Origin of the sequence: Aquimarina sp. RZ0 (assembly GCF_008370685.1) — a bacterium.
Classification (GTDB): Bacteria; Bacteroidota; Bacteroidia; order Flavobacteriales; family Flavobacteriaceae; genus Aquimarina.
The window spans coordinates 1-24202 of sequence record NZ_VTZU01000096.1 but is presented as its reverse complement, the minus strand read 5'-3'; the positions used below and the strand labels follow the sequence as shown (position 1 = coordinate 24202).

At 32.0% G+C, this 24202-nt stretch carries 25 protein-coding genes and 1 pseudogene; 15 read left to right on the top strand and 11 right to left on the bottom strand.

Annotated features, from left to right (window positions below; all coding sequences use genetic code 11):
- Positions 1–58: 58 nt before the first annotated feature.
- From F0000_RS24165 to F0000_RS24130, 7 genes are all read right to left on the bottom strand, one after another.
- A complete protein-coding gene (locus F0000_RS24165; protein ID WP_149627294.1) occupies positions 59–322 on the bottom strand; it encodes a hypothetical protein in 264 nt (87 codons plus the stop codon).
- A gap of 49 nt (positions 323–371) precedes the next feature.
- The gene (locus F0000_RS24160; RefSeq protein WP_149627293.1) at positions 372–971 is read right to left on the bottom strand and encodes a class I SAM-dependent methyltransferase; all 600 of its coding nucleotides are present in this window, start codon (positions 969–971) and stop codon (positions 372–374) included.
- A 2-nt stretch (positions 972–973) separates the two neighbouring features.
- Positions 974–1183 (bottom strand): hypothetical protein, encoded by a 210-nt coding sequence (locus F0000_RS24155; RefSeq protein WP_149627292.1) that lies wholly within the window; start codon positions 1181–1183, stop codon positions 974–976.
- A gap of 66 nt (positions 1184–1249) precedes the next feature.
- Positions 1250–1552, bottom strand: a complete 303-nt coding sequence (locus F0000_RS24150) for a DUF3817 domain-containing protein (RefSeq protein ID WP_149627291.1) — start codon at positions 1550–1552, stop codon at positions 1250–1252.
- Between the two features lie 518 nt (positions 1553–2070).
- The gene (locus tag F0000_RS24140) at positions 2071–2661 is read right to left on the bottom strand and encodes a TetR/AcrR family transcriptional regulator (RefSeq protein ID WP_149627289.1); all 591 of its coding nucleotides are present in this window, start codon (positions 2659–2661) and stop codon (positions 2071–2073) included.
- A gap of 456 nt (positions 2662–3117) precedes the next feature.
- The gene (locus tag F0000_RS24135) at positions 3118–3729 is read right to left on the bottom strand and encodes a hypothetical protein (RefSeq protein WP_223148941.1); all 612 of its coding nucleotides are present in this window, start codon (positions 3727–3729) and stop codon (positions 3118–3120) included.
- A gap of 102 nt (positions 3730–3831) precedes the next feature.
- The gene (locus F0000_RS24130) at positions 3832–4266 is read right to left on the bottom strand and encodes a DUF1801 domain-containing protein (protein ID WP_149627288.1); all 435 of its coding nucleotides are present in this window, start codon (positions 4264–4266) and stop codon (positions 3832–3834) included.
- Between the two features lie 234 nt (positions 4267–4500).
- On the opposite strand from F0000_RS24130, the gene F0000_RS24125 reads away from it, so the two are divergent.
- Both F0000_RS24125 and F0000_RS28435 read left to right on the top strand, forming a co-directional pair.
- Positions 4501–4761, top strand: a complete 261-nt coding sequence (locus F0000_RS24125; protein WP_149627287.1) for a hypothetical protein — start codon at positions 4501–4503, stop codon at positions 4759–4761.
- A gap of 37 nt (positions 4762–4798) precedes the next feature.
- Positions 4799–4861, top strand: a pseudogene (locus tag F0000_RS28435) (hypothetical protein); the annotation flags it as partial.
- Here the strand turns inward: F0000_RS28435 and F0000_RS28720 are convergent.
- From F0000_RS28720 to F0000_RS24100, 4 genes are all read right to left on the bottom strand, one after another.
- Entirely contained in the window at positions 4848–5363 is a 516-nt protein-coding gene (locus F0000_RS28720) for a DKNYY domain-containing protein (protein WP_149627295.1), read from the bottom strand. The pseudogene F0000_RS28435 and the gene F0000_RS28720 sit on opposite strands and share 14 nt — an antisense overlap.
- The gene (locus F0000_RS28715; RefSeq protein ID WP_368668144.1) at positions 5327–5566 is read right to left on the bottom strand and encodes a DKNYY domain-containing protein; all 240 of its coding nucleotides are present in this window, start codon (positions 5564–5566) and stop codon (positions 5327–5329) included. Before F0000_RS28715 ends, F0000_RS28720 begins: the two co-directional genes overlap by 37 nt.
- A complete protein-coding gene (locus F0000_RS28430; RefSeq protein ID WP_255452876.1) occupies positions 5520–5858 on the bottom strand; it encodes a hypothetical protein in 339 nt (112 codons plus the stop codon). The genes F0000_RS28715 and F0000_RS28430 overlap by 47 nt, the downstream gene beginning before the upstream one ends.
- Before the next feature lie 1149 nt (positions 5859–7007).
- Entirely contained in the window at positions 7008–8558 is a 1551-nt protein-coding gene (locus F0000_RS24100) for a PglZ domain-containing protein (protein WP_149627285.1), read from the bottom strand.
- Between the two features lie 220 nt (positions 8559–8778).
- Here F0000_RS24100 and F0000_RS24095 point away from each other — a divergent pair, with 220 nt between their 5' ends.
- From F0000_RS24095 to F0000_RS24035, 13 genes are all read left to right on the top strand, one after another.
- Entirely contained in the window at positions 8779–10008 is a 1230-nt protein-coding gene (locus tag F0000_RS24095) for an HD domain-containing protein (protein ID WP_149627284.1), read from the top strand.
- 25 nt (positions 10009–10033) lie between these two features.
- On the top strand, positions 10034–11062 hold the full coding sequence (lpxD, locus tag F0000_RS24090; RefSeq protein ID WP_149627283.1) for a UDP-3-O-(3-hydroxymyristoyl)glucosamine N-acyltransferase: 1029 nt from the start codon (positions 10034–10036) through the stop codon (positions 11060–11062).
- Positions 11055–12458, top strand: a complete 1404-nt coding sequence (locus tag F0000_RS24085; RefSeq protein WP_149627282.1) for a bifunctional UDP-3-O-[3-hydroxymyristoyl] N-acetylglucosamine deacetylase/3-hydroxyacyl-ACP dehydratase — start codon at positions 11055–11057, stop codon at positions 12456–12458. Before lpxD ends, F0000_RS24085 begins: the two co-directional genes overlap by 8 nt.
- Positions 12459–12516: 58 nt before the next feature.
- Positions 12517–13299, top strand: coding sequence for an acyl-ACP--UDP-N-acetylglucosamine O-acyltransferase (lpxA, locus tag F0000_RS24080; RefSeq protein WP_149627281.1), 783 nt, complete (start codon positions 12517–12519; stop codon positions 13297–13299).
- A 41-nt stretch (positions 13300–13340) separates the two neighbouring features.
- Positions 13341–13907, top strand: coding sequence for an elongation factor P (efp, locus tag F0000_RS24075; RefSeq protein ID WP_149627280.1), 567 nt, complete (start codon positions 13341–13343; stop codon positions 13905–13907).
- 295 nt (positions 13908–14202) lie between these two features.
- Positions 14203–14391: a hypothetical protein gene (locus F0000_RS24070; RefSeq protein WP_149627279.1), complete on the top strand. Its 189-nt coding sequence runs from the start codon at positions 14203–14205 to the stop codon at positions 14389–14391.
- A gap of 142 nt (positions 14392–14533) precedes the next feature.
- The gene (locus F0000_RS24065; RefSeq protein ID WP_149627278.1) at positions 14534–15472 is read left to right on the top strand and encodes a UDP-3-O-(3-hydroxymyristoyl)glucosamine N-acyltransferase; all 939 of its coding nucleotides are present in this window, start codon (positions 14534–14536) and stop codon (positions 15470–15472) included.
- Complete coding sequence (locus F0000_RS24060; RefSeq protein WP_149627277.1) at positions 15465–15872, top strand: nuclear transport factor 2 family protein; 408 nt, start codon at positions 15465–15467, stop codon at positions 15870–15872. Before F0000_RS24065 ends, F0000_RS24060 begins: the two co-directional genes overlap by 8 nt.
- A 161-nt stretch (positions 15873–16033) precedes the next feature.
- Positions 16034–16906 carry a succinate--CoA ligase subunit alpha gene (sucD, locus tag F0000_RS24055; RefSeq protein ID WP_149627276.1) on the top strand — a complete coding sequence of 291 codons (873 nt, stop codon included), beginning with the start codon at positions 16034–16036 and terminating at the stop codon, positions 16904–16906.
- Between the two features lie 188 nt (positions 16907–17094).
- Positions 17095–20082 carry a pitrilysin family protein gene (locus F0000_RS24050; protein WP_149627275.1) on the top strand — a complete coding sequence of 996 codons (2988 nt, stop codon included), beginning with the start codon at positions 17095–17097 and terminating at the stop codon, positions 20080–20082.
- Between the two features lie 155 nt (positions 20083–20237).
- Complete coding sequence (fabG, locus tag F0000_RS24045; RefSeq protein WP_149627274.1) at positions 20238–20984, top strand: 3-oxoacyl-[acyl-carrier-protein] reductase; 747 nt, start codon at positions 20238–20240, stop codon at positions 20982–20984.
- A gap of 132 nt (positions 20985–21116) precedes the next feature.
- A complete protein-coding gene (locus tag F0000_RS24040) occupies positions 21117–23147 on the top strand; it encodes a VWA domain-containing protein (RefSeq protein ID WP_149627273.1) in 2031 nt (676 codons plus the stop codon).
- 23 nt (positions 23148–23170) lie between these two features.
- Positions 23171–23986 carry a prohibitin family protein gene (locus F0000_RS24035; RefSeq protein ID WP_149627272.1) on the top strand — a complete coding sequence of 272 codons (816 nt, stop codon included), beginning with the start codon at positions 23171–23173 and terminating at the stop codon, positions 23984–23986.
- Positions 23987–24202: the final 216 nt, after the last annotated feature.

The following is a 24202-nucleotide window of genomic DNA, read 5'->3' as shown; positions in this document are numbered from 1 at the left end:
GCATATCGGTAGGATGGGCATACAATTGAAACTTATGAGAAGTACCTAAACCAAACATCTATACGGGTATTTGGATCTTCATGCCATCAGCCGTAAGGATAATAATAAACTTCGATTCTCTACCAGGGAACGATAAATCTAAGGGGATAAATTCGGGAAGTGGTTCTTCTTCTTCTAGTGGCACGGATAGCTTCTTTATCCAATAATGTAATTTACCTTCCGTTAAGACATGAGCCTTTGCAAAATCTTTTTGAGTCTGACCTGAACTGTGATAAGAGGATACCAATTCCTCCATCCGTTTAGATTCCGATAATTGTGACATATACTTTTTTGACAAAAATAGATCTCAAACCAAAGCTAATCAAGGTGGGTTAGACGGATGGATACATAACTTCCATCTTTTTATCGTTTTCTACAATAAAGAAAGGTTTACTGACCGATTCAATCTTTAACCCAATTGATTCATAGCTCTTTCTAATTGTTGATTCTGTAAAACCTAGGCTGGGGTTTGTTTGATTTTTGTGCCAGTCCAATTGAAAAAAATAACCATTCAACTTTAGAAGAGACTTGATAATAGATAGTGTTTCTATGAAATTTGGAATAAAAGCGCAAACAGAGGAGGCTACAATAATATCAAACTTATTATTAAATATAGAATTTTGTCCAATTGTTATTGGAGATAATTCTCCTACAATAGATGTCACATTATTCAATTTCTTATTTTTTAAGATATCAATCATTTTTGGTGAAGAATCAATAGCAGCTACATTTTTTGCTTTTTTGGAAATAATTTCAGTAAGCAATCCGGTACCACAACCATAATCAAGAACTGATAAATTTTTTAAGGAAACTCGCGTTGCAATCAAACTAAATGCTTTTTTTGAATAGAATTTAGCATTTGGATATTCATCCCAATATTCAGCGTGTTCGTCCCAATTTATTTTAAATTCACTTTTGTTTATTTTACTCATATCTATTCAAGTTCTTCACATTCAAAATTTAGATTTTCTAATAATTTTATAATTTTTTTAGCCGAACAGTTTTCACTGTCAATTCTTAAAATTTTATCGCTGTCTTCAAGGTCAAAACTCCATTGAGATTTAATGGGTATCTTGTCAAGATACGGCTTTAACTCTTTTACTTGTTTTTTGTTCTGTACACTTGTTTTGAAAATGAATATCATTTTTTTTAAATTTTTAGTTCACTAATTTTTGAGATCTGACCAAGCTCCGCCAATGATGTATCGTTTTCATAGTTTGCTTAAAATTTTGTTGTCAATATAAAATGTGCCGAATGGAATAAAACAAGCTAAAATTATTTTCCAGGTAGTTGTTTTAAATTTCCAATTTTGTTCAACGCCGATACTTAGGGTATTGAAAATAAAAAGTAAAAATATTGCTCCGTGAATTGGTCCTAATGTTTTGGATAAACTTGGATTGTGAAAATAGTATTTCATAGGTACGGCAATAAAAACGAGTACCAATAATGAAACACCTTCAAGAAATCCAATAATTCGTAATCTTCCGATTTTTGTTTTGAAAAGATGTATCATAATTATCTAAAATAAGGTCTGTTTGCTAATGGTGAAAACGGCCAAGGAATAGCTATGAAAATGATGATAAGTGATATAGAATACCAAAGCAAGATTATTTTAAATTTTGTCTTATCCTCTGTTCTTCTCTTACTTAATGCTGAACCGATAGTTATTAAAACGATTGCGTGAAGCATTAAGATAAGATGAATAAAACCAAAGAATGTACTATCTAAACTTTTTATTGCATCATTAAAATTATGCCAATAGTATTTGATTATTGGACTTTGAGAGTAAAGTAAAATGCCAATAATTAACTGAATATGAGCTGTTGTAGCAGTCCAATGCCGAACAATATTGTCGAATTTTGAAAATTTTAGATTTAGAAAATAACCTCTATATGCTCTGTAAATGGAAAAAACAAGAGTGATTATAACAAGCCACCGAATAATAGAATGAATATAAATTAAGCCTTGATACACCAATGAGATATTTAATAATATCACAAAGATAACAAAAACATACTAATTGGTATGTTTTTAGTGTAAATTGTTTAGATATAGCTTAAGTTCTTTTAAATATGCGTGATAGCAGTCTGTATTATTATAAATTTTCCCGAAATTTCTAATCCCCCAATAACTTGACATAATAAAATAGGCAACTTGTTTTGGGTTTACTTTGTTATTTACTTTTTGGCTTTCAATTCCTTTTTGTAAACTAATTTCTATTGTAGTTTGCCATTCTATTACTAACTCCTTTAAAACTTTTGAAAATTCAATATTCCAAGGGGTCATTTCTTGTGTCAAATTTCCTGTTGGACATCCATATTCAAGTTTTAGGAATGGATTTTCTAACAACAAAAATTTAGTCATTTGATAGATTTTTTCGATTGGATTCGAAGTGTTTTGCAATGGAAGAATAAAAGTATCCTGCATTGTCGGTTTAATAATTTCATTAATAATGGCGATTCCCATTTCGTCTTTTGTTTTGAAATGATAGTAGAAAGCACCTTTTGTAACTTTTGTAGTTGCAATGATTTCATCAATACTCGTGGTTTGATAACTTTTTTTATAAATTAAGTCAAACGCTTTTTCTAGAATTGTATGTCGTGTATTTGAGGCTTTTGTCATAGAAAATACTAATTAGTATGATTTGTAAATTAATCAAAAAAAATCGATTAGAGAAAATTTATCTATGCTTGAAGATTACTTTTCAGTTAGAGCTAGCGATGTCGTAGTCGAGTATACAATGGGGTTTTTAACCTAAGTCTATATGTGATAGTCTCCTATGAATATGTCTCTTATTGTACAACTCTAAAATATGCTATTTTACATCACCAAACTATTCTAATGTTTGATGAGGGTTCTTTTTTGGTCAATACTCATAAGAATTAGAAATGATTTTTTTTCTAAATGAGGTTTGATATATGTCTTTTTATTTATAAAACCCACCGAGAGGACTACGACTACCAAAATGTAAAAGAAAAATGAAGTTGTAAATCAAAAAGATTAGACAAGCCTAGTTTTATGCCTAAATTAGTATTAATTATAACTTTTGTTGAACAATATATTTTTTTGAACGCTGTTTTAATCACTTGCTTTAATTGTATAATACTTGTTAAAACTAGTGTAGATTTTAGTTTCTTTAAGTTTGCCTTTTTTGTAGATCTCAATTTTTTCAATATCCGATGATTTTTTGTCAAAATATCGTATTTTATTTAATCTGTTCTTTTTGTCAAAATGTTCTGCTTTATGATTTCTACCATCCGCGGTGTAATATATTATATCTACGCATCCGTTGCTGTCATAATGGTAATCTTTTGAATTATAAAAGCTTCCTGATTTTTTTGTAGCTCCTATATGGGTATATTCATACGTGTATTTTCCTTCTTTAATTAATTGCTGTTTTTCATTATAAATGAAATAATAGGCATTGTTTATAGGAGTTATCAAATTATACTTCGTTGATAATTCTGGATTACTACAAGGACGAGTAGTAATTACCTCTTCTTTTTTAAATACAATTGTGTCATTATGAGAAACCCAAAGAGTATCAGTTTCTGTTTCACTTTTTTTATATTTTCCTTTAAAAATGATTGAGTTTTTATTTTCTGAATTTCTAAATTCATTTTGGCAGTTGCATTGATACTTTATGGGGATAAAGAAGCTTAAGAATATAAATAACTGATTTAGTATCATTTTATTACTATTGATTTTCTAGTGTTAACAAACAAAACTTAGTATATGACGTATGACATCCGCAAGGTGCAATGATTTTTTTTCAGTGTTGATGAGTCGTTATTAACTTCTACATGCACATTCATGATGTTTGTTGAGATATCCAATTGTTTCTATACATAGTTTTTCTAAAATTGAAATGTCAATATCAGCAAGTTTTTTAACATAGATACAGGCTTTCCCCATTTTAAATTTGCCAAAATCTTTCAATAATTCATCACTCTTATCGGTTTTCGAATAGATATATAGCGAAAACTGCCCTTTTCGTGGCGAGAAACCAAGCAAAGGAGCATCTCCTTCATGTCCGCTTTTATATTTGTAGTGATAGCTACCAAAACCAATAATAGTTGGTCCCCACATTTTAGGTTTAAAACCGGACCATTTCTCCATTAATTCAATTAAATTATTGCTGTCGATTTTCTTTTGCTCATTGTCAACATATGAATTAATAAAATCAATTACATTGACTTCAGTTTGAATTGTTTTATTCTTTGCCATGTATTATTATTTTATACTGTTTTGAATGCCTGCGAATGTTTAATACATGTGTCACAAGTAAGACAAAATCTGTAGTTATTAATAGTTTGCTATTTAGTTTGTATTGATTGTGATAAACCCTTTTATTCATAGTACTTGACAGTAGCTATCAATAGCATTAATTATTAAACGATTAATATGCTATAACTTTCATTCTATAAGGTCGTTACGCTATATCAAATATACAAGAACCTTTTGATTCATCACTTAACTGCTATGATCGTAGGACATGTTGTCCAAAAATTTGGATGCCTCAAAGGGTTAGAGTTCTGTATGTGCGGAGTCGTGGCTGTAAGCAAAATAGCGTACGGCAATACAGTTGGTTCTGTGATGGCTAATAATACGCTCCACTGGGATCAATTAAAAGTATTGGGATTGATTGGAGATTGTCGCACGGCAGTTTTGGGTAGTGACAAGGAGGGATGTATAAGCTGTAGTTACCAGAGTACATTATAATTCTTGTGGGAATCGTCATTGTCCTAATTGTCAAGGTGTCAACAAGGAGCGGTGGTTATTGAAACGTTCAGAAGATTTGCTTCCAGTCACTTATTTTTAGTAATAGTTTTTTTATCTCTTATGTAGGTGTAGTTCTTGTCTTTAGCATCATAATAATTACTAGAGGTCTTATTGGTGTTTAACTTAAATGTTGTTGGATCTGCATCTTTTAGTTTCTTCCCTGAATAATAAACTTTATTTTTATCAATAGCATAGGTTTGGTAAGGCGCATCAGATTCAATTAAATAAAATGTTTTAACATCTGCATTTGGAATTATTTTTCCTTGAAAATAAGCATAGTTTTTATCAGTTGCATATAAGGATTTCTGTTTTCTACCCTGATTGTTACATTCTAATATTTTAAATGATTTTACATCTATTTCCGTGATTTCGCCTGGTATAAATACATTTTTTTTATCTCTTTGATAGGTGTAAGTTAATACTTGAAAGGTTTTAGGGTCTGCTTTTTTAATGATTTCACCACCTTTTTTAAAGACGTACTTGTCATCTTTAGTATAGCCATTTTCTAAGGTTTTGAAGGTCTTTGGGTTTGCAAATTGTATCGCTTTTTCCTGAAAAAAACAGAGTTATTATCTTTAGATAAGGTTTCGTAATCATTATCTAAAATAATACGAAAGCTCAAAATATCGACATTTTTAATTTTGTTAAATGTATAAAATACAGCACTTTTAAATATACCATAATTTTTACCCACTATTTTAAATCCATTCAAATTGATTTTTGGAATTTCTATAGCAAGAGTCATTTTTTTTTCTATACTGAAAATGAGAATTGTATTTTTCTGAAAATGTTTTTTTCGAAATAATAAAGACTTTATTGTCAAACATTTTTCCTTCATCTAAATTAGAAATTTCAAGATTATCAAATCCTGTATGTTCTGAAAGAAAACCAGAAGAATTAAATTTGTTAGATAAGACATAGAAAACCTCAGTTCCATTTGAAAAAAAATTACTTTCTTCTATTCTATTCAATTCATTCTGAGCTTGAGTATGCATAATTGCATTTATTAGTATAATAAAACTTAGTAGTGTTTTCATTTTTTCTGACTAACGTTAAATAGCCGAGGAGGAAAGGGAATTTTTACCACAAGCCTCTCACAGAACTGTACGTGATGATCTCCCATCAAACGGCTCTTGTTATACAAATCTAAATTAGCGTTTTCAAATGGTATATCTCATTTTTCAATGATAAAATAGGTTTGGGAATTGTTCCTTAACCCTATAAAACCATTGATATGCACGATTTATAATTGTTTTGCAACACTTATACCTTTTTCTTGCCCACCTCACGAATCGATTGTTCAACAGTTTGAAGACATCGTGTAATACGATTTGTGATTAAAAAATTCGTATAAATTCATTGAATTATTTTTTCTTTATGCAAGGCAAAAAAATCAAGCATAGCTATAGCTACGGTTTATTTTTTAAACGAAGTAGAAAGGGAAAAGAAACGATGAATATGCGAAATTTTTAGTTATAAATCGTATAACATGGGTTTCCTGAATTTCCAGTAGTAGTTGATCCAGCCCCTAATAGTTTGCCGACTTCTAAAGGCATACTGCTCACAATAGAATAATCTTCGAATGCAGTAAAAACATTTGATAATTTCTCCCTAATGCTTTTTATATATGGGAATAATTTTCGTTTTCTACGATTACTAACGCTTCATTCTATTTTGCAGAGGGAACTTACTGCTAAAATTCTGAAAAGTTGATAATTACAACCTATACGTATATGTTCTGATATTAAATTAATGACAATCAATTAATTGTCTGTCAACTTAGGGCTCGTATTTGAAATAAAAAATTGGTTTTTTGTTTCTGTCCTAATTTAAAAATTTCTACATGCTCTGCGGGTTAATATATACTTTAGTGTAAGAGTTTGGTTTAAAGAAGATCTTCAAAATTAAGTAATTTTTCGAATTGAAATGTAGAAAAATAGAATCTAGATTCTGTTTTTAATTCAAAAATCAATTGTCTTAGAAACAATTTTCCTTTGTTGAATTTATAGAAGTTATGCCGTTTGTTGTTTGAATTCACTGTAAGAAAACATTTTTGTCTAGTAAATTAAAACAATATCTGGTGTTATTAGAATATAGGACTATTAAGTGTAGAGTAGATGTGAAAAGCTATAGAGAGCGTCTGAAAAAATCAAACACTCTCTATAGTTATACTATTAAAGAAACAGTTATCTTGGATTTAGCACGATAAACGGAATGATCATTTCTTCGAGAGAAACGCCTCCATGCTGGTACGTATTTCTATAATAGCTAACGTAATGATTATAGTTATTAGGATATGCAAAGAAATAATCACCTTTAGCAAAAATAAAAGAGCTACTCATATTAATCGATGGCAAATGGATAGCTTTAGGATCGGTGGCTGCTAATACTTCCTTATTTTCATACGTTAAACTTTTACCAGTTTTGTATCTTAAATTTAAACTTGTATTCTTATCTCCGATGACTCTGGAAGGGTTTTTCACATTAATAGTTCCATGATCCGTTGTAATAATCAATTTGAAACCCATTTGTTGCGCCTGCTGTATCATATCCAATAAGGGAGAGTTCTTAAACCAACTTTGTGTCAGGGATCTATATGACTTATCATTTGAAGCTAATTCTTTAATAACTTCCATTTCTGTTTTGCTGTGCGATAACATATCAACAAAATTGTAAACTACGACAGTAAGATCGTTGTCTTTTAAGCCTTTAAAGTTTGCAGCTAACGTTTTACCAGATTTTTCATTAGTTATTTTGTAGTATTCATGCTTAATATTCATTCCTAACCTCTGTAACTGTGCAGTAAGGAATTCATTTTCATTCATGTTCTTACCGCCCTCATCTGTGTCGTCTAGCCATAAATCCGGGTGTTTCTTTTTCATATCACCAGGCATTAGTCCAGAAAAAATGGCGTTACGGGCATACTGCGTTGCTGTGGGCAGAATACTGCAATAGGAAATTTCTTCTTCTTTTTTATAGTAATTGTTTACAATAGGTTCAAAAGATTTCCACTGATCGTATCGTAAATTATCAATGACCACAAAAAGTGTAGGTTGTTCTTTGCTAATTTCAGGAACTACCTTTTCTTTGAATAGGGTATGAGACATAATTGGTGATTCTTCATCACCATTAAACCAGTCTGGATAGTTTTTGTCAATGAATTTACAAAATTGAGAGTTTGCTTCAACTTTCTGAGATTCCAGAATTTCGAACATGCCCGTATCTTCAATATCTTCTAACTGTATTTCCCAATACACCAATTTTTGATATAATTCTACCCATTCTGAATAAGAATTTACCATGGCCATATCCATAGCAATTTTTCTAAATTCTTGCTGATAGTTAGAAGTTGTTTTTTCAGAAACAAGCCTTGAGTTATCCAAATTCTTTTTAAGGCTTAGTAAAATTTGATTTGGATTTACAGGTTTAATAAGGTAGTCGGCAATTTTACTCCCAATAGCCTCTTCCATAATATATTCTTCCTCACTTTTGGTAATCATTACCACAGGCAAGCTATCATTTTTTTCTTTAATCTCAGCCAGTGTATCAATTCCAGAAAGACCTGGCATATTTTCATCAAGAAAAACAATATCAAAATTATTTTCATCAAGGATATCAAGGGCTTCTGTACCACTTTGGCATTTTGTTACATCATAATTTTTCTTTTCCAGAAATATTATATGTGGTTTTAGTAAATCAATTTCATCATCTACCCAAAGTATCTTTATATTGCTCATCTAATCTGTATTTTTATTTTTTGTTTGATTTTACTTTTAATATATGTTTTCTTTAATCTTGGAAATATTAACATGTTTATTTACATAGTATGGACTGTTTGTTCTGGTAAGAATTACAGTTATATCATTATTATTTTGTTTATCATTTAATAATTCACAATGCTAAGCGTGTAATTGTAAAACCATACATATATATTTGTTTTGTAAAAGTAAAGTAAATTTGAAAAAAAGAAATAAGCTTAAAATATTAAACGATCCAATTTACGGTTTTATTACGATACCTAATGAACTAATTTTTGATCTTATTGAACATAAGTATTTTCAGAGGTTAAGAAGAATATCCCAAATGGGACTTTCTTATCTTGTATATCCAGGGGCGCATCATACACGTTTTCATCATGCACTGGGATGTATGTATTTAATGCAAAATGCTGTGCGAGTCCTTCGTTTTAAGGGAGTTGCGATTTCTTCTGGGGAAGAAGAAGCATTGTGTATAGCTATTTTACTGCATGATATTGGTCACGGTCCTTTTTCTCACGCAATGGAGCATAGTATAGTTAATGAAGTGAATCATGAAACTATATCACTAATGTTTATGGAGGAAATTAATAAAGAGTTTAACGGGAGTTTAACGCTTGCAATACAGATTTTTAGGGGTGAATACCATCGTAATTTTCTTCATCAACTTATTTCGGGGCAGTTAGATATGGATAGGTTGGACTATTTAAAAAGGGATAGTTTTTATACAGGTGTGGCAGAAGGAAATATTAATAGCGAGAGGTTGATCACAATGCTTACTGTAGTGGATGATGAATTGGTTGTAGAAGAAAAAGGTATTTACTCAGTAGAAAAGTTTTTATTAGCGAGGCGATTGATGTACTGGCAGGTTTATCTGCATAAAACTAGTCTGGTAGCAGAGAATCTACTTATTAGAGTATTAAAAAGAGCAAAAGAGCTGGTAGAGCAGGGAATAAGGCTAAACTGTAGTAAAGCACTCTCTTTCTTTTTAGAAAATAAAATTACTGCGGATAATTTTACAACCGAAGTATTAGAGACTTTTTCTAAATTGGATGATTATGATATTATGGCAGGGATGAAAGAATGGGCAACTTCTGATGACTTTGTGTTGCGTAATCTATCATCTATGATAATTAATAGAGATCTTTTAAAAATAAAAATTAAGAAGAAAGCTTTTGGGGTTGATAAAATGCAAAAGCATATACAAGATTTTAAATATTATAATAAAATTTCTGAAGAAGAAGCTTGTTATTTTGTATTTACGGGGACTATTTCGAATCAAGCCTACCATCAAAATAGGCAGAATATAAATATTTTATATAAATCTAGAAAAATAGTTGATATTGTGAGGGCGACAGATCAATTCAATTTAAAGGCATTGTCAAAACCAGTCACTAAATATTTTATATGTTATCCAAAGCATAAAGATTAAGACATTTTTTATACTTTTGTTGCTAATGATTTTTACAGCCACACAAATTGCAGGTATTTTAGACGGAGAAATCGAGGGGGATGAAACCGTAGAAGTATCTAAGCTAGCAAAAATAGAAGAAGGAACTGAAGGTTCATTAACCTTTTTATCTAATCCAAAATATACTCCGTATATATATTCAACTGATGCGTCTATAACGATAGTAGATAAATCTTTTGAGGCAGAATCAGGTATTAAAACAACTTTAATACGAGTTGATGATGCTTATAAAGCGTTCTCAAAATTATTAGAATACTATAATATGGTAAAAATGAATAAAACAGGAGTGGAACAGCCTAGTTTTATTTCTGAAAGTGCCAAATTCGGTAAAAATATGTACCTGGGGGCTTTTTCATATTTGGGAGATAATGTAAATATAGGGGATAATGCAAAAATATATCCAAATGTATACATTGGGGATAATGTAACTATAGGAGATAATGTTATTGTTTTTGCTGGCGCTAAAATATACTCAGAAAGTATTATAGGAGACTATTGTGTAATTCATAGTGGAGCGATTGTAGGAGCCGATGGATTTGGGTTTACACCTAATAAAAAGGGCGAATACAGTAAAGTACCACAAACGGGTAATGTAATTATAGAATCTCATGTTGATGTTGGAGCTGGGACTACAATCGATAGAGCTACTTTGGGATCTACGATCATCAGAAAAGGGGTGAAATTAGATAATCAGATTCAGATAGCACATAATGTAGAAATTGGTGAGCATACTGCAATTGCAGCACAAACAGGTATTGCCGGATCTACTAAAATAGGAAAGCATTGCTTGATCGGAGGTCAGGTAGGTATTGCCGGACACCTTGTAATCGGTAATAGAGTACGAATACAAGCGCAATCAGGAATAGGTAGAAATATTAAGGACGAAGAAGCTATTCAGGGGTCTCCTGCATTAGGATATTCTGACTATAATAAATCCTATGTGCATTTTAAGAATTTGCATAAAATTGTAGATAGAATATATAAACTTGAGAAAAAGATAAACGACAATGAGTAATCTTGTTATGAAAAAGCAAAGAACCATCCAAAAAGAGGTTGTATTAAAAGGAGTTGGTCTTCACACTGGAAAAGAAGTAACACTAACATTTAAACCAGCAATAGAAAATCATGGATATGCTTTTTGTCGAGTTGATTTAGAAGGACATCCAGTAATAGAGGCTGATGCTAATTATGTTATAAATACACAAAGAGGCACTAATCTGGAAAAGAATGGTGTTAGTATTCAGACTTCTGAACATGTGCTTGCAGCCTGTGTAGGTCTGGAGATAGATAATCTTCTAATAGAGCTAAATGCACCAGAACCACCAATAATGGATGGATCCAGTAAATTTTTTATACAAGCTTTAGAAGAAGCAGGTATTGTAGAGCAGAAATTAGAAAGAGATGAGTATATTGTAAAAGATGTTATATCCTATACAGATGAAGAATCTGGAAGTGAAATTATAGTAATGCCATCAGATGAGTATCAGGTGACAACCATGGTAGATTTTGGAACCAAAGTATTAGGTACTCAGAATGCATCTTTGAAACATCTTTCAGATTTTAAAGACGAGATTGCAGATGCCAGAACTTTTAGTTTCTTACATGAGTTAGAAATGTTACTTGAACATGGTTTGATAAAAGGAGGTGATCTTAATAATGCAATTGTATATGTAGATAAGGAGTTGAGTATGGAGACCATGGAAAAGCTCAAAATAGCTTTTGATAAAGAATCTATTGCTATAAAACCCAATGGTATACTAGATAATCTTACACTTCATTATCCAAATGAAGCTGCACGACATAAATTGTTAGATGTAATAGGAGATCTGGCACTTATTGGTACCCGAATACGAGGGAAAGTAATAGCGAATAAGCCAGGTCATTTTGTAAATACCCAGTTTGCCAAAAAGCTTTCGAAGATTATTAAAATCGAAAAGCGAAATAAAGTGCCTCAATTCGATTTGAACAAAGAACCATTGATGGATATCACTAAAATAATGGCTATGCTTCCTCATAGGCCGCCATTTTTGTTGATAGATAGAATTCTGGAAATGTCTGATACCCATGTGGTTGGAATGAAGAATGTAACAATGAATGAACCGTTTTTTGCTGGGCATTTTCCTGGAGCTCCAGTGATGCCAGGTGTTTTACAAATAGAAGCTATGGCACAAACTGGTGGAATTCTCGCATTGAGCACGGTTCCGGATCCAGAAAATTATTTGACTTATTTTATGAAAATAGATAAGGTGAAATTTAAGCAACAGGTTTTGCCAGGAGACACTTTAATATTTAAATTAGAGCTGCTTACGCCAATTCGCAGAGGTATTTGTCATATGCAAGCGTTTGCCTACGCCAATGGGAAATTGGTAACAGAGGCAGAGCTTATGGCACAGATTGTTAAATCTAAATGATAGTTTATAGTATAACTTTGGGTTATATTTAAACCATTATAAAAATAAATTAAAACAGATGAATCAACCTTTAGCATACGTTCATCCGGGTGCAAAAATTGCAAAAAATGTAGTAATTGAACCTTTCACAACCATTCATAATAATGTAGTGATTGGAGAAGGTACCTGGATAGGGTCTAATGTTACGATTATGGAAGGAGCGCGTATAGGTAAAAACTGTAATATTTTTCCTGGTGCCGTTATCTCAGCAACACCGCAGGATAAGAAATTTAATGATGAAGATACAACAACAGAGATTGGTGATAATACTACCATCAGAGAATGTGTTACTATCAATCGAGGTACTACAGATAGAATGACAACCAAGATTGGTAAAAATTGTTGGATAATGGCATATTGCCATATCGCACATGATTGCGTTGTAGGAGATCATTGTATTTTTTCTAATAATAGCACTTTGGCTGGGCATATTAATGTAGGAGATTATGTTGTTTTGGCAGGAATGGCTGCCGTTCAGCAATTTTGTAGTATCGGTAATCATGCATTTGTGACTGGAGGATCTTTAGTTCGTAAAGATGTACCGCCTTATGCAAAAGCTGCGAGAGAACCACTATCATATGTTGGCATAAATTCTATAGGCTTAAGAAGAAGAGGCTTTACGACTGAGAAAATTAGAGAGATTCAGTCGATTTATAGAATTTTATATCAAAGTAATTACAATAATTCTCAGGCTGTAGCGATCATAGAAGCAGAGATGGAAGCAACACCGGAAAGAGATGAAGTTTTAGAGTTTATAAAAAACTCGCAACGAGGAATTATGAAAGGATACTTCTCTAATTGATGTAGGGAGGGTTATATAGTAATAAATAATAAATATTATCAATGGCAAATACAAGTGATATTAGAAATGGATTGTGTATTAAATACAATCACGATATATTTAAGATTATTGAATTTTTGCACGTAAAACCTGGAAAAGGTCCAGCTTTTGTTCGTACAAAATTAAAAAGTGTAACTTCAGGAAAAGTAATAGACAATACATTTTCTGCAGGGCATAAGATTGATGAAGTTCGAGTGGAGACGCACAAGTTTCAGTTTTTATATGCAGAAGGGGAAACCTATCACTTCATGAACACAGAAGATTACAATCAAATAACACTGGAAAAATCTGTATTAGACGCGCCAGGATTATTAAAAGAAGGTGCTGTTGTTACTGTTATCATCAATTCAGAAGATCAAATGCCTCTTTCTGTAGAGATGCCTGCAAGTGTAATTCTGGAAGTAGCTTCTACAGAACCTGGGGTAAAAGGAAATACAGCTACCAATGCAACAAAGCCTGCCGTAGTAGAAACAGGAGCAGAGGTAATGGTTCCGCTTTTTATAAATGAAGGAGATAAAATCAAAATAGAAACGGACAAGGGCACGTATAAAGAGCGTATCAAAGAATAGTTCATTTTTTTAATTGTGATTTTGTTTTTTTTAAGAAATAAAAAAGTATAAAGTTGTATATTTATTATACATCAAATAAGAGCTTGTTTAAAAACCTTATTTCTTGAAAACAAATATTTTAAGAACCGTGAGCTTACTTCAAATAATGTAAATATCTATATGTATATATTCATGATTTGAAGTGTACTCAGAACCTCAAACTATTGATTTTCAATTTGTATTCTTTTTAAACATATTCTAATCATGTACAGTATAGTAATGACTAAATGTTGTTTAATTCTTAAAACTTATCAAAATGAAATTATTTTCAAATTTAAGAGGAGTTAAAATTTTAAGTAAGCCAATTCAAAAAAAGATAAATGGACAAGGTAATGACTCAAAGTGCACAGGTGTTGTAGAAGGAAGCTATTGTGTTTTGGATCATACGTGTTGTAGAGGTATGGTTTGTGTCAATAATGGTTGTCAATTTCCAGACCCGGTCTAATGCAGATTTAGTTCACAAAATTGAATAGTAATAAAAACCAAAGTCAAAACCTTTGGTTTTATTGTTTTATAAATTTAAGTTTGTGCAAAAAAGAAAAATTTTAACCTACTATCTTTAAGGATTACTATCTTCAACTAACAAAATGAAATTTCCGCAAACGCATACATTACAGCAAATTGCTACGATACTATCATCAGAATTTGTTGGTGATTCAGATTTTCCTGTAGAAGGAATGAATGAGATTCATGTAGTTACATCTGGTGACATTGTCTTTGTTGATCATACTAAGTACTATGATAAGGCATTAGAAAGTGCAGCGACAGTAATTCTTATTAATAAAGAAGTAGCATGTCCCAAGGGTAAAGCATTATTAATTTCTGATGATCCATTTAGAGATTTTAATATATTAACAAATTATTTTAAGCCTTTTGAGAAAGCAACTGCTCTCACTGCTAATACAGCTCTAGTTGGCAAGGATACTATCATACAACCCGGAACATTTATTGGTAATAATGTACACATTGGTGGTAATTGTCTTATTCATTCTAATGTAAGTATATATGATGGTGTGAGAATAGGAGATAATGTAACGATACATTCAGGAACAGTTCTTGGTGCAGATGCTTTTTATTACAAAAAACGTCCTGAAGGGTTTGATAAATTAATCTCTTGTGGTGGTATTGTGATAGAAGATAATGTTGATTTGGGATCTCTTTGTACTGTGGATAGAGGAGTTACAGGAGATACCACCATTAAAGAGGGTACAAAAATTGATAACCAGGTACACATAGGTCACGATACTATTATTGGTAAAAAATGCCTGATAGCTTCTCAGGTAGGTATTGCTGGTTGTGTAGTTATAGAAGATGAAGTGACTATTTGGGGACAAGTAGGCATTACCAGTGGTGTTACTATTGGTAGAAAAGCAATTATCTCTGCACAATCAGGAATAAGTAAATCACTAGAAGGTAATAAAAGTTATTTTGGAACACCTGCAGATGATTTTAGAAAAAAATATAAAGAAATAGCTGCCATAAGACAAATCCCAGAATTAATCGAAAAGTTAAAAGAGAATGAATAATATTGCTAAAAACATAGTCCAGTCTTTCTACAATACTGATTTATTAAATACTCCAGAAGCTTTTTCTGAATACTTACACCCAGATTTTGAATTACATTGGAATAGTAGTTTTGGTTTTTCCAAAAAGAATTTTGATGATATAAAAAGCATGTTTCTGGGCATGTCTAATTCTTTTGAATCTTTTAGATGTAAAATTAGTCACCTTTTATCAGAAAATGATATAGTTACCATAAGGTTTACCTATTTTGCAGCGACTATAGAACGACCAGAAAAAGAAGAAGCTCTGGCTCATTTTATAGCAATATGGGAACTCAAAGATAATAAATTATATAAAGGATATCAGATAAGTCAGCATGGGGATAATACTTCAGAAAATTTAGCATCTTTTATTTCGATATAATGTTATAAAGTATAGTATTTTTTCTGAATTTCTTAAAAAACCCCTTCTTTTACGAACTCGTATTTTGAAAACGAAAAATTATGTTTTTTTTTCGTTTTTTCGTTTTAACTATAGTATCCAAAACCGTACTTTTGGAACTGAAAAAAATAAATCATAACGCAATGAGTGTTTTAGTAAATAAAGATTCAAAAATTATAGTTCAAGGATTTACTGGTAGCGAGGGTACCTTTCATGCTGGTCAAATGATCGAATATGGTACTAATGTTGTAGGAGGAGTAACTCCAGGTAAAGGGGGTCAAACCCACCTAGATAAGCCAGTTTTTAATACTGTAAAAGATGCTGTGAAGGAAGTAGGAGCAGATACTACTATTATTTTTGTTCCACCAGCATTTGCTGCAGATGCTATTATGGAAGCTGCAGATGCAGGGATTAAGGTGATTATTACAATAACAGAAGGTATACCTGTTGCGGATATGATCAAAGCATCTGATTATATTAAAGATAAAGACTGTCGATTAATTGGACCTAATTGCCCGGGAGTAATTACTCCAGGAGAGGCAAAAGTTGGTATCATGCCAGGGTTTGTTTTTAAGAAAGGGAATGTAGGAATTGTTTCTAAATCAGGAACATTAACCTATGAAGCAGCAGATCAGGTTGTCAAACAAGGATTGGGGATTACAACTGCCATAGGAATCGGAGGAGATCCTATTATTGGAACTACTACAAAAGAAGCTGTAAAATTGTTAATCAATGATCCCGAAACTAGTTGTGTAGTGATGATAGGAGAAATAGGTGGGCAACTAGAAGCAGATGCTGCAAAGTGGATTAAAGAAAGTGGAACTACTAAACCTGTTGTAGGATTCATAGCTGGCGAGACAGCGCCTGCAGGACGTACTATGGGACATGCAGGAGCAATTGTTGGTGGAAGTGAAGATACCGCTGCTGCAAAAAAAGCGATTATGAGAGAATGTGGTATTCATGTGGTAGATTCTCCAGCAGAAATTGGTAAAAAAGTAGCCGAAGTTATAGGGTAAAAGTGTATAATTTTTTTAAAATAAAGGAGTATCTTACAATCCTGATACACAATAGAAAGCCGTGAATTATCGCGGCTTTTTTTATTACGTAATTTGTAAATGTCGTTAAATTATTCATAAAAAGTGTAACAGTTATTAACATTTTGCGTTTAATAGAGGATTAAACAGGATTAACTTAAATTTACTAAATGAAATCATTAAAATCAATCTTACTATTATCTATGGTAATACTATTACTTAGTAATTGTAAGAATTCATCAAATCAAGAAACAATTATTGAGAAAAGGTTAAAAGTAGAAAAGCATACAGACGCGGCTGGTTTCTCTTATGAAACAGTAGCGAATGATCCTACTGGATTGAGATTGTATACCTTAGAAAATGGTCTTAAAGTATACTTGAGTAAAAATATTGAAGAACCCAAAATTCAAACTTATATTGCAGTACGTGCAGGATCTAATTATGATCCTAAAGAAACCACAGGTTTGGCTCACTATCTGGAGCATATGGTTTTTAAAGGTACAGATGAAATAGGAACTCAGGATTTTGAGAAAGAAAAAGTATTTTTAAAACAGATTTCTGACCTGTATGAGCAACATAAATTGGAGCAAGATCCTGAGAAAAAGAAAGAAATTTATAAAAAGATTGATGAAGTATCGTTAGAAGCTTCTAAAATATCTATTCCTAATGAATATGATAAGATGGTTGGTTCTTTGGGCGCTGAAGGTACAAATGCGCATACTTGGTTTGAAGAAACAGTATATAAAAACAAAATACCAGCAAATGAACTTGATAAATGGTTAAAAATAGAGAGTGAACGTTTCAGTCAATTAGTATTACGTTTATTTCATACTGAGCTAGAAGCGGTATACGAAGAATTTAATAGAGGTCAGGATAATGATTTCAGGAAGTCTTATTATGCTATGTTAGACGGTTTGTTCCCGAATCACCCCTATGGTCAACAAAAAACGATCGGAACTTCAGAACATCTCAAAAATCCTTCAATGATAGCGATACATAATTATTTTGATAAATATTATGTACCTAATAATATGGCAATGGTTTTAGTTGGAGATATTGATTTTGATACAACCATTAAAAAAGTAGCTACCACTTTTGGTACGCTTAAAAGAAAGGATGTTGAACACCCTGTATTACCAAAAGAAAGTCCTATTACCACTCCAGTTGTAAAAGAAGTTTTTGGACCAACATCAGAATCTATTTCGGTTGCTTTTCGTTCTCTCGGATTAGGAACAAAGGAAGAAAAACTGCTCACACTTGCGGATATGATACTAGCAAATGGTAAAGCAGGGTTGATAGATTTAAATCTAAATCAAAAACAATTAGTACAGCGAGCTGGATGTTCGCCTACGATATTGAATGATTATGGGTACCACGTATTTACAGGAACCCCAAAAGCAGATCAAACACTTGATGATGTAAAAGACTTATTACTTGCTCAAATAGATAAACTTAAAAAAGGAGCATTCGAAGAATGGATGATTCCAGCAGTTATTAATGATTTAAAGTTAAGCCAAACAAGAAACTATGAAAATAGTACTGCACTGGCTTCGGCCTATTACAATGCTTTTATACATCGCCAGGATTGGAAAGATAAAGTTGCCTTTCTAGGTGAATTAAGGAAAATAACTAAGCAAGAACTTGTAGATTTTGCTAATTCTTTTTACAAAAATAATTATGTGGTTACTTACAAAAGAAAAGGAGAAGATAAAAATATTATAAAAGTAGAAAACCCTGGAATAACTCCCATAGAATTAAATAGAGATAAAGCATCTGCCTTTATTCAGGAGTTTAATAAAATTGAAACCCCGGACTTAGCTCCGCAGTTTGTTGATTATAAAACAGCTATTAAAGAAAGTAAAACAGCAAGTGGACTACAAGTTTCCTTTATTAATAATCCAAACAATGATCTATTTGATCTCAATATTATTTTTGATATGGGTAAAGATAATGATCGTAAAGTATCTTTGGCCGCTGGGTATTTGGATTATTTGGGAACAGATAAATATACACCAGAACAATTAAAACAAGAATTTTATAAAATAGGTATTAATTACTATGTATTTGCTTCTGATGATAAAACATATGTCGGTTTATCGGGACTAAAAGAAAATCTGGATGCTGGGATGGTTTTATTAGAACATTTATGGAATAATGCAGTGCCCAATCAAGAGACCTATACTAAATATGTAGATAAAATTTTGAAAGGCAGACAAGATGGAAAAACCCAAAAAGGGACTATTTTTTGGAGTGGTTTAATGAGTTATGGTAAGTATGGCGAGGATTCTCGTTTGCGCAATATTTATACAGCATCAGAGTTACAAGCAATTAATCCGCAAGAACTAGTGGATAAAGTAAAAGAATTACGTAAATTTAAACAACGGATTTTTTATTATGGTAAAGATATAGATGCAGTAATTACTTCACTAGATAATCATCATACTGTTTCATCTGATTTATTGGATTATCCAGAAGAGGTAACCTATGTAGAAAAAGAAACTGGAGGTAATGTGTATTTCGTAGATTATGATATGGTACAAAGTGAAATGCTACTATTAGCAAAAGGAGCAGAGTTTGATGCAAAAAAAATGGCAGCCTCTAGATTATTTAACACATATTTTGGTCAGGGATTGTCCTCTATCGTATTTCAGGAAATCAGGGAATCTAAATCATTAGCGTATTCTGCGTTTTCGAGTTATAGTCAAGGGCGCGAAGTAGGAGATTTTGATTATGTAATGGCATATGTAGGAACTCAGGCAAACAAAATGCCTCAGGCTGTAGATGCAATGATGGAGCTAATGACAGAAATGCCAGAGGCAGAGGAGCAGTTTAACCAGGCAAAGGAAGCTACGCTCAAAAAAATTGCCGCACAACGTATTACAAAATCAAATATTTTTTGGAGCTATGAAAATTTAAAGAAAAGAGGTATAGATAATGATAATCGAGAGGCAATATACAATGCGATTAAAAATATGACTTTGGCAGATTTAAAATCATTTTTTAATGATAATATTAGCGGAGAGAATTATAATGTATTGGTTATTGGTAATAAGAAGGATGTTGATATGAAAGCATTGTCAAAACTTGGAAAGATTAAGGAAATGGATGTAGATTATTTATTTAATTACGAAAAAGAAACAAAAGATATCAAATTATAATCAGTCAAAAATCGTAAGGAGGTTTTTATGAATAAACCCTGTGAGAAATCACAGGGTTTATTATTGTTTGGCTCTTAGTAATTCTTATATTTGATCCTATAAACTAAGCGTACTTGGTAAAAAAGTATGCGATACCAAAAAATATTACAGAGCAAATGAATCTCTTACAAAATAAAACAGTAATTATCACTGGTGCTACTCGGGGTATAGGAAAAGGAATAGCACAGGTTTTTGCAAAACAAGGAGCAAATGTAGCATTCACATACAGTTCTTCTGTAGAAGCAGCCATAGCACTAGAAAAAGAATTAATTACTTTTGGGGTAAAAGCAAAAGCATATCAAAGTAATGCGGCAAGTTATGAACAAGCTCAAGAACTTGTAAAAGATGTTTTAGAGACTTTTGGAAGTATTGATGTATTGATTAATAATGCAGGTATTACCAAGGATAATTTATTGATGCGTATGAAAGAAGAAGACTTTGATCAGGTAATTGAAGTGAATCTTAAGAGCGTATTTAATATGACCAAGGCTGTTCAAAAAACCATGCTTAAGCAACGAAAAGGAAGTATCATTAATATGAGTTCTGTTGTAGGTGTAAAAGGAAATGCAGGTCAGGCTAACTATGCAGCATCAAAGGCAGGTATTATTGGATTTTCTAAATCCGTAGCATTAGAATTAGGATCTAGAAATATAAGATGCAATGTGATTGCTCCAGGTTTTATAGAAACTGAAATGACAGGAAAATTAGATGAAAAAGTAGTGGATGAATGGAGAAAAGCAATCCCTTTAAAACGCGGCGGATCCCCAGAAGATATCGCAAATTCCTGTTTGTTTTTGGCAAGTGATTTGAGTACATATATTACCGGACAAGTACTTCACGTAGATGGAGGAATGCTTACCTAAGCTAGTTTAAAGGTTATAATTGAAGATTTTTGAGTCATTTTTGGAATATTTTAATACTTTTTAGTTTCAAAGTCATTACATTTCAATTTATATAATTTCATATTACTAAAATTGTATATTATAATTTAAGGAATGCAGACACAAACTATAGGATTGATAATAGCAGCTGGTATTATTGCATTAATAATCGCATTATTTCAATATATATATAAAGCAAAGAACAGAACAAAAAAAAATCTGTTCTTTGCTTTTTTAAGATTTCTCAGTGTTTTTGCATTGTTATTATTGCTGATCAATCCTTCTTTCAGAAAAAACACCTACTTTATAGAAAAGCCTGTTTTAGCTATAACAGTAGATAATTCATCATCTATAAAACATCTAAAACAAGATCAATCTGTTTCTCAACTGGTAGACCAAATTAAGCAGCACAAAGATCTTAATAATCGGTTTGATATCAAGTACTATTCTTTTTCAGATAAATTAAAAGATTCTCTGAGTTTAACCTTTGATCAAAAGCAAACAAATATTTCTGATGCTTTAGAAAATTTAGATCAAATTTATAAAAATACAAATGCACCTGTAATGTTAATTACAGATGGTAATCAGACCTATGGCAGGGATTACAGATTTAGCAGTGCTAATTTTAAACAACAAATTTATCCAGTAATTACAGGTGATACTACAGAAGTTACCGATACAAAAATTCAACAACTTAATGTAAATAGATATGCATATCTAAAAAATAAATTTCCTGTTGAAGCAATCCTTACATACACAGGAAGTGATGCCGTTACTACCAGGTTTGAAATACAATCCGGATCAAATACAATCTATACCGAAGTACTGTCTTTCTCTGAAGAAAATAATTCTAAGGTCGTTACGTTTACATTACCTGCCAATACAGCTGGCGTGCAAAAATATAAAGCGGTGCTGGTTCCTATCAACGAAGAGAAGAATAAAGCAAACAATATAAAGAATTTTGCAGTAGAAGTAATAGATCAGAAAACAAATATATTATTGATAAGTGATATTATCCACCCTGATCTCGGAGCACTAAAAAAGAGTATAGAAAGTAATGAGCGTAGAAGCTTGACTATTATGAAACCCTCAGAAGTTTCAGAAATAAATGACTATCAGCTGATTATTGTCTACCAGCCTACTACTCGATTTAGAAATATTTATGAAAGGTTGGACGATGTAAAGAAGAATTATTTTACCATTATCGGATCTAAAACAGATTGGTTTTTCCTGAATAAGGTTCAGAATAAATATAAGCAAGAGATTACAAGACAAACAGAATATTATTTACCAAGGTTTAATCCTAATTATGGAACATTTTTATTAGTAGATATTGGATTTAACGAGTATCCTCCATTAAAGGGGACATTTGGAGAGATTAAGATTAATGCTTCTCACGATATACTGTTATATAGGGATATTGAGACTATAGAAACAGACGAGCCCCTTTTGGCTACAATTGAAGAAAACGGAAGGAGAGAGGCGATACTGTTTGGTGAAGGAATATGGAGATGGAGAGCTCAGAATTATCTGGATAACAAGAATTTTGAAGATTTTGATGATTTCTTCGGAAAGTTAATTCAATATACGGCATCCAACAAAAGAAAAAGTAGATTGAATACAATTTCAGAATCTTTCTATTACGGAAATGCAAGTATCAAAATCAGGGCTGAGTATTTTACAAAAAATTATGAATTTGATAGAAGAGGGAGTCTTAATATTAGTATTAATAATGTGGATACAGGAGCTTCTCAAACAGTACCAATGTTACTTAAAAATAATTCTTATGAAGTCGATTTAAGTAATTTGACATCGGGAAATTATGATTATACCGTAACAGTAGTAGGAGAGAACATATCGAGATCTGGTAATTTTTCAATACTTGATTATGATGTAGAGCAACAATTATTGAATGCAGATGTAACAAAACTAGGGCAAGTAGCGACTAATACAAATGGGAAAGCTTATTTTATGGATCAAAATGATGCGATGATCAATGACCTGATTAATGATGATCGGTATCAGTCAATTCAGAAGAGCAAAGAAAATGTTGTATCTTTAATAGATTGGAAATATCTTTTAGCAATAATCATTTTTTTACTTGGTATCGAATGGTTTATGAGAAAATATAATGGGCTCATTTAAAAAATTAAAACTTAAAATTTATTATGGAAAAATTACCTAAAATAGGCTTGCCTATTCTTATTGTTGTTATACTAGTGATAGTATTTATTACTAAATCTACAATCACTATCGATTCTGGAGAAGCAGGTGTATTGTATAAAACTTTTGGAGGGGGAGTGGTGACTGATCAGCCGCCACTTGGAGAAGGGTTTCATTTAGTGGCTCCATGGAATGAGGTAATTGTTTATGAAGTGCGACAACAAGAAGTTTTTGAAAAGATGCAAGTACTCTCTTCTAATGGGTTGGAAATAAAGTTAGATGCTTCAGCCTGGTTTCAACCAGACTATGTAAAATTAGGTCTTCTACATCAACAAAAAGGAGAAAATTATGTTCAACGGGTGCTATTACCAACAATTCGCTCTGCTGCTCGTAGTGTGGTTGGACGATATACGCCAGAACAATTATATTCTAGCAAGAGAGATGCTATTCAAAAAGAGATTTATGAAGAAACCAGAAAGATTGTAAGTAATCAGTTTATTCAGCTTAATGAAGTGTTGGTAAGGGATGTCACACTACCACCAACAATTAAAGAAGCAATAGAAAGAAAACTAAAGCAAGAACAAGAATCTTTGGAGTATGAGTTTAGACTGGAAAAAGCAAAGAAAGAAGCAGAAAGACAGAAAATTGATGCTGAAGGAAAGGCAGTTGCTAATCAAATATTAAGCGCCTCGTTAACAGATAAAATTCTTACAGAAAAAGGTATTGAAGCAACGCTGGAACTTGCTAAATCTCCTAATGCCAAGGTTATCGTTGTAGGTTCTGGTGACAGTGGAATGCCAATAATCTTAGGGAATCAGTAAGCTAATTATAGTATTTAGATTGATGTAAACTTTTTTAATGATAAACTCATTTTGAGTAATGCTTTGACCTACAAAATTTACGTTTTGCACGGAAGTGTAATTATAACCCTGTCTCAGGGTTAAGCCCCAGGAGGGCTCTGGGAGCTAGCTCCCAGAGCCCTCCTGGGGCTTGGTCGCTAAATCAAGTGCCACTCGATCTTCAAATCTAATATATAA

Excerpts from the sequence above, each read along its gene's own strand:
- F0000_RS24130 (WP_149627288.1), bottom strand. The coding sequence starts at position 4,266 with ATGGCAAAGAATAAAACAATTCAAACTGAAGTCAATGTAATTGATTTT.
- F0000_RS24085 (WP_149627282.1), top strand. The coding sequence starts at position 11,055 with ATGAGTAATCTTGTTATGAAAAAGCAAAGAACCATCCAAAAAGAGGTT.
- F0000_RS24150 (WP_149627291.1), bottom strand. The coding sequence starts at position 1,552 with ATGATACATCTTTTCAAAACAAAAATCGGAAGATTACGAATTATTGGA.
- efp (WP_149627280.1), top strand. The coding sequence starts at position 13,341 with ATGGCAAATACAAGTGATATTAGAAATGGATTGTGTATTAAATACAAT.
- F0000_RS24140 (WP_149627289.1), bottom strand. The coding sequence starts at position 2,661 with ATGACAAAAGCCTCAAATACACGACATACAATTCTAGAAAAAGCGTTT.
- F0000_RS24160 (WP_149627293.1), bottom strand. The coding sequence starts at position 971 with ATGAGTAAAATAAACAAAAGTGAATTTAAAATAAATTGGGACGAACAC.
- F0000_RS24070 (WP_149627279.1), top strand. The coding sequence starts at position 14,203 with ATGAAATTATTTTCAAATTTAAGAGGAGTTAAAATTTTAAGTAAGCCA.
- sucD (WP_149627276.1), top strand. The coding sequence starts at position 16,034 with ATGAGTGTTTTAGTAAATAAAGATTCAAAAATTATAGTTCAAGGATTT.
- F0000_RS24135 (WP_223148941.1), bottom strand. The coding sequence starts at position 3,729 with ATGATACTAAATCAGTTATTTATATTCTTAAGCTTCTTTATCCCCATA.
- F0000_RS24050 (WP_149627275.1), top strand. The coding sequence starts at position 17,095 with ATGAAATCATTAAAATCAATCTTACTATTATCTATGGTAATACTATTA.
- lpxA (WP_149627281.1), top strand. The coding sequence starts at position 12,517 with ATGAATCAACCTTTAGCATACGTTCATCCGGGTGCAAAAATTGCAAAA.
- F0000_RS24060 (WP_149627277.1), top strand. The coding sequence starts at position 15,465 with ATGAATAATATTGCTAAAAACATAGTCCAGTCTTTCTACAATACTGAT.
- F0000_RS24155 (WP_149627292.1), bottom strand. The coding sequence starts at position 1,183 with ATGATATTCATTTTCAAAACAAGTGTACAGAACAAAAAACAAGTAAAA.
- F0000_RS28715 (WP_368668144.1), bottom strand. The coding sequence starts at position 5,566 with ATGACTCTTGCTATAGAAATTCCAAAAATCAATTTGAATGGATTTAAA.
- F0000_RS28430 (WP_255452876.1), bottom strand. The coding sequence starts at position 5,858 with ATGAAAACACTACTAAGTTTTATTATACTAATAAATGCAATTATGCAT.
- F0000_RS24040 (WP_149627273.1), top strand. The coding sequence starts at position 21,117 with ATGCAGACACAAACTATAGGATTGATAATAGCAGCTGGTATTATTGCA.
- F0000_RS24100 (WP_149627285.1), bottom strand. The coding sequence starts at position 8,558 with ATGAGCAATATAAAGATACTTTGGGTAGATGATGAAATTGATTTACTA.
- F0000_RS24065 (WP_149627278.1), top strand. The coding sequence starts at position 14,534 with ATGAAATTTCCGCAAACGCATACATTACAGCAAATTGCTACGATACTA.
- fabG (WP_149627274.1), top strand. The coding sequence starts at position 20,238 with ATGAATCTCTTACAAAATAAAACAGTAATTATCACTGGTGCTACTCGG.
- F0000_RS24035 (WP_149627272.1), top strand. The coding sequence starts at position 23,171 with ATGGAAAAATTACCTAAAATAGGCTTGCCTATTCTTATTGTTGTTATA.
- lpxD (WP_149627283.1), top strand. The coding sequence starts at position 10,034 with ATGATTTTTACAGCCACACAAATTGCAGGTATTTTAGACGGAGAAATC.
- F0000_RS24165 (WP_149627294.1), bottom strand. The coding sequence starts at position 322 with ATGTCACAATTATCGGAATCTAAACGGATGGAGGAATTGGTATCCTCT.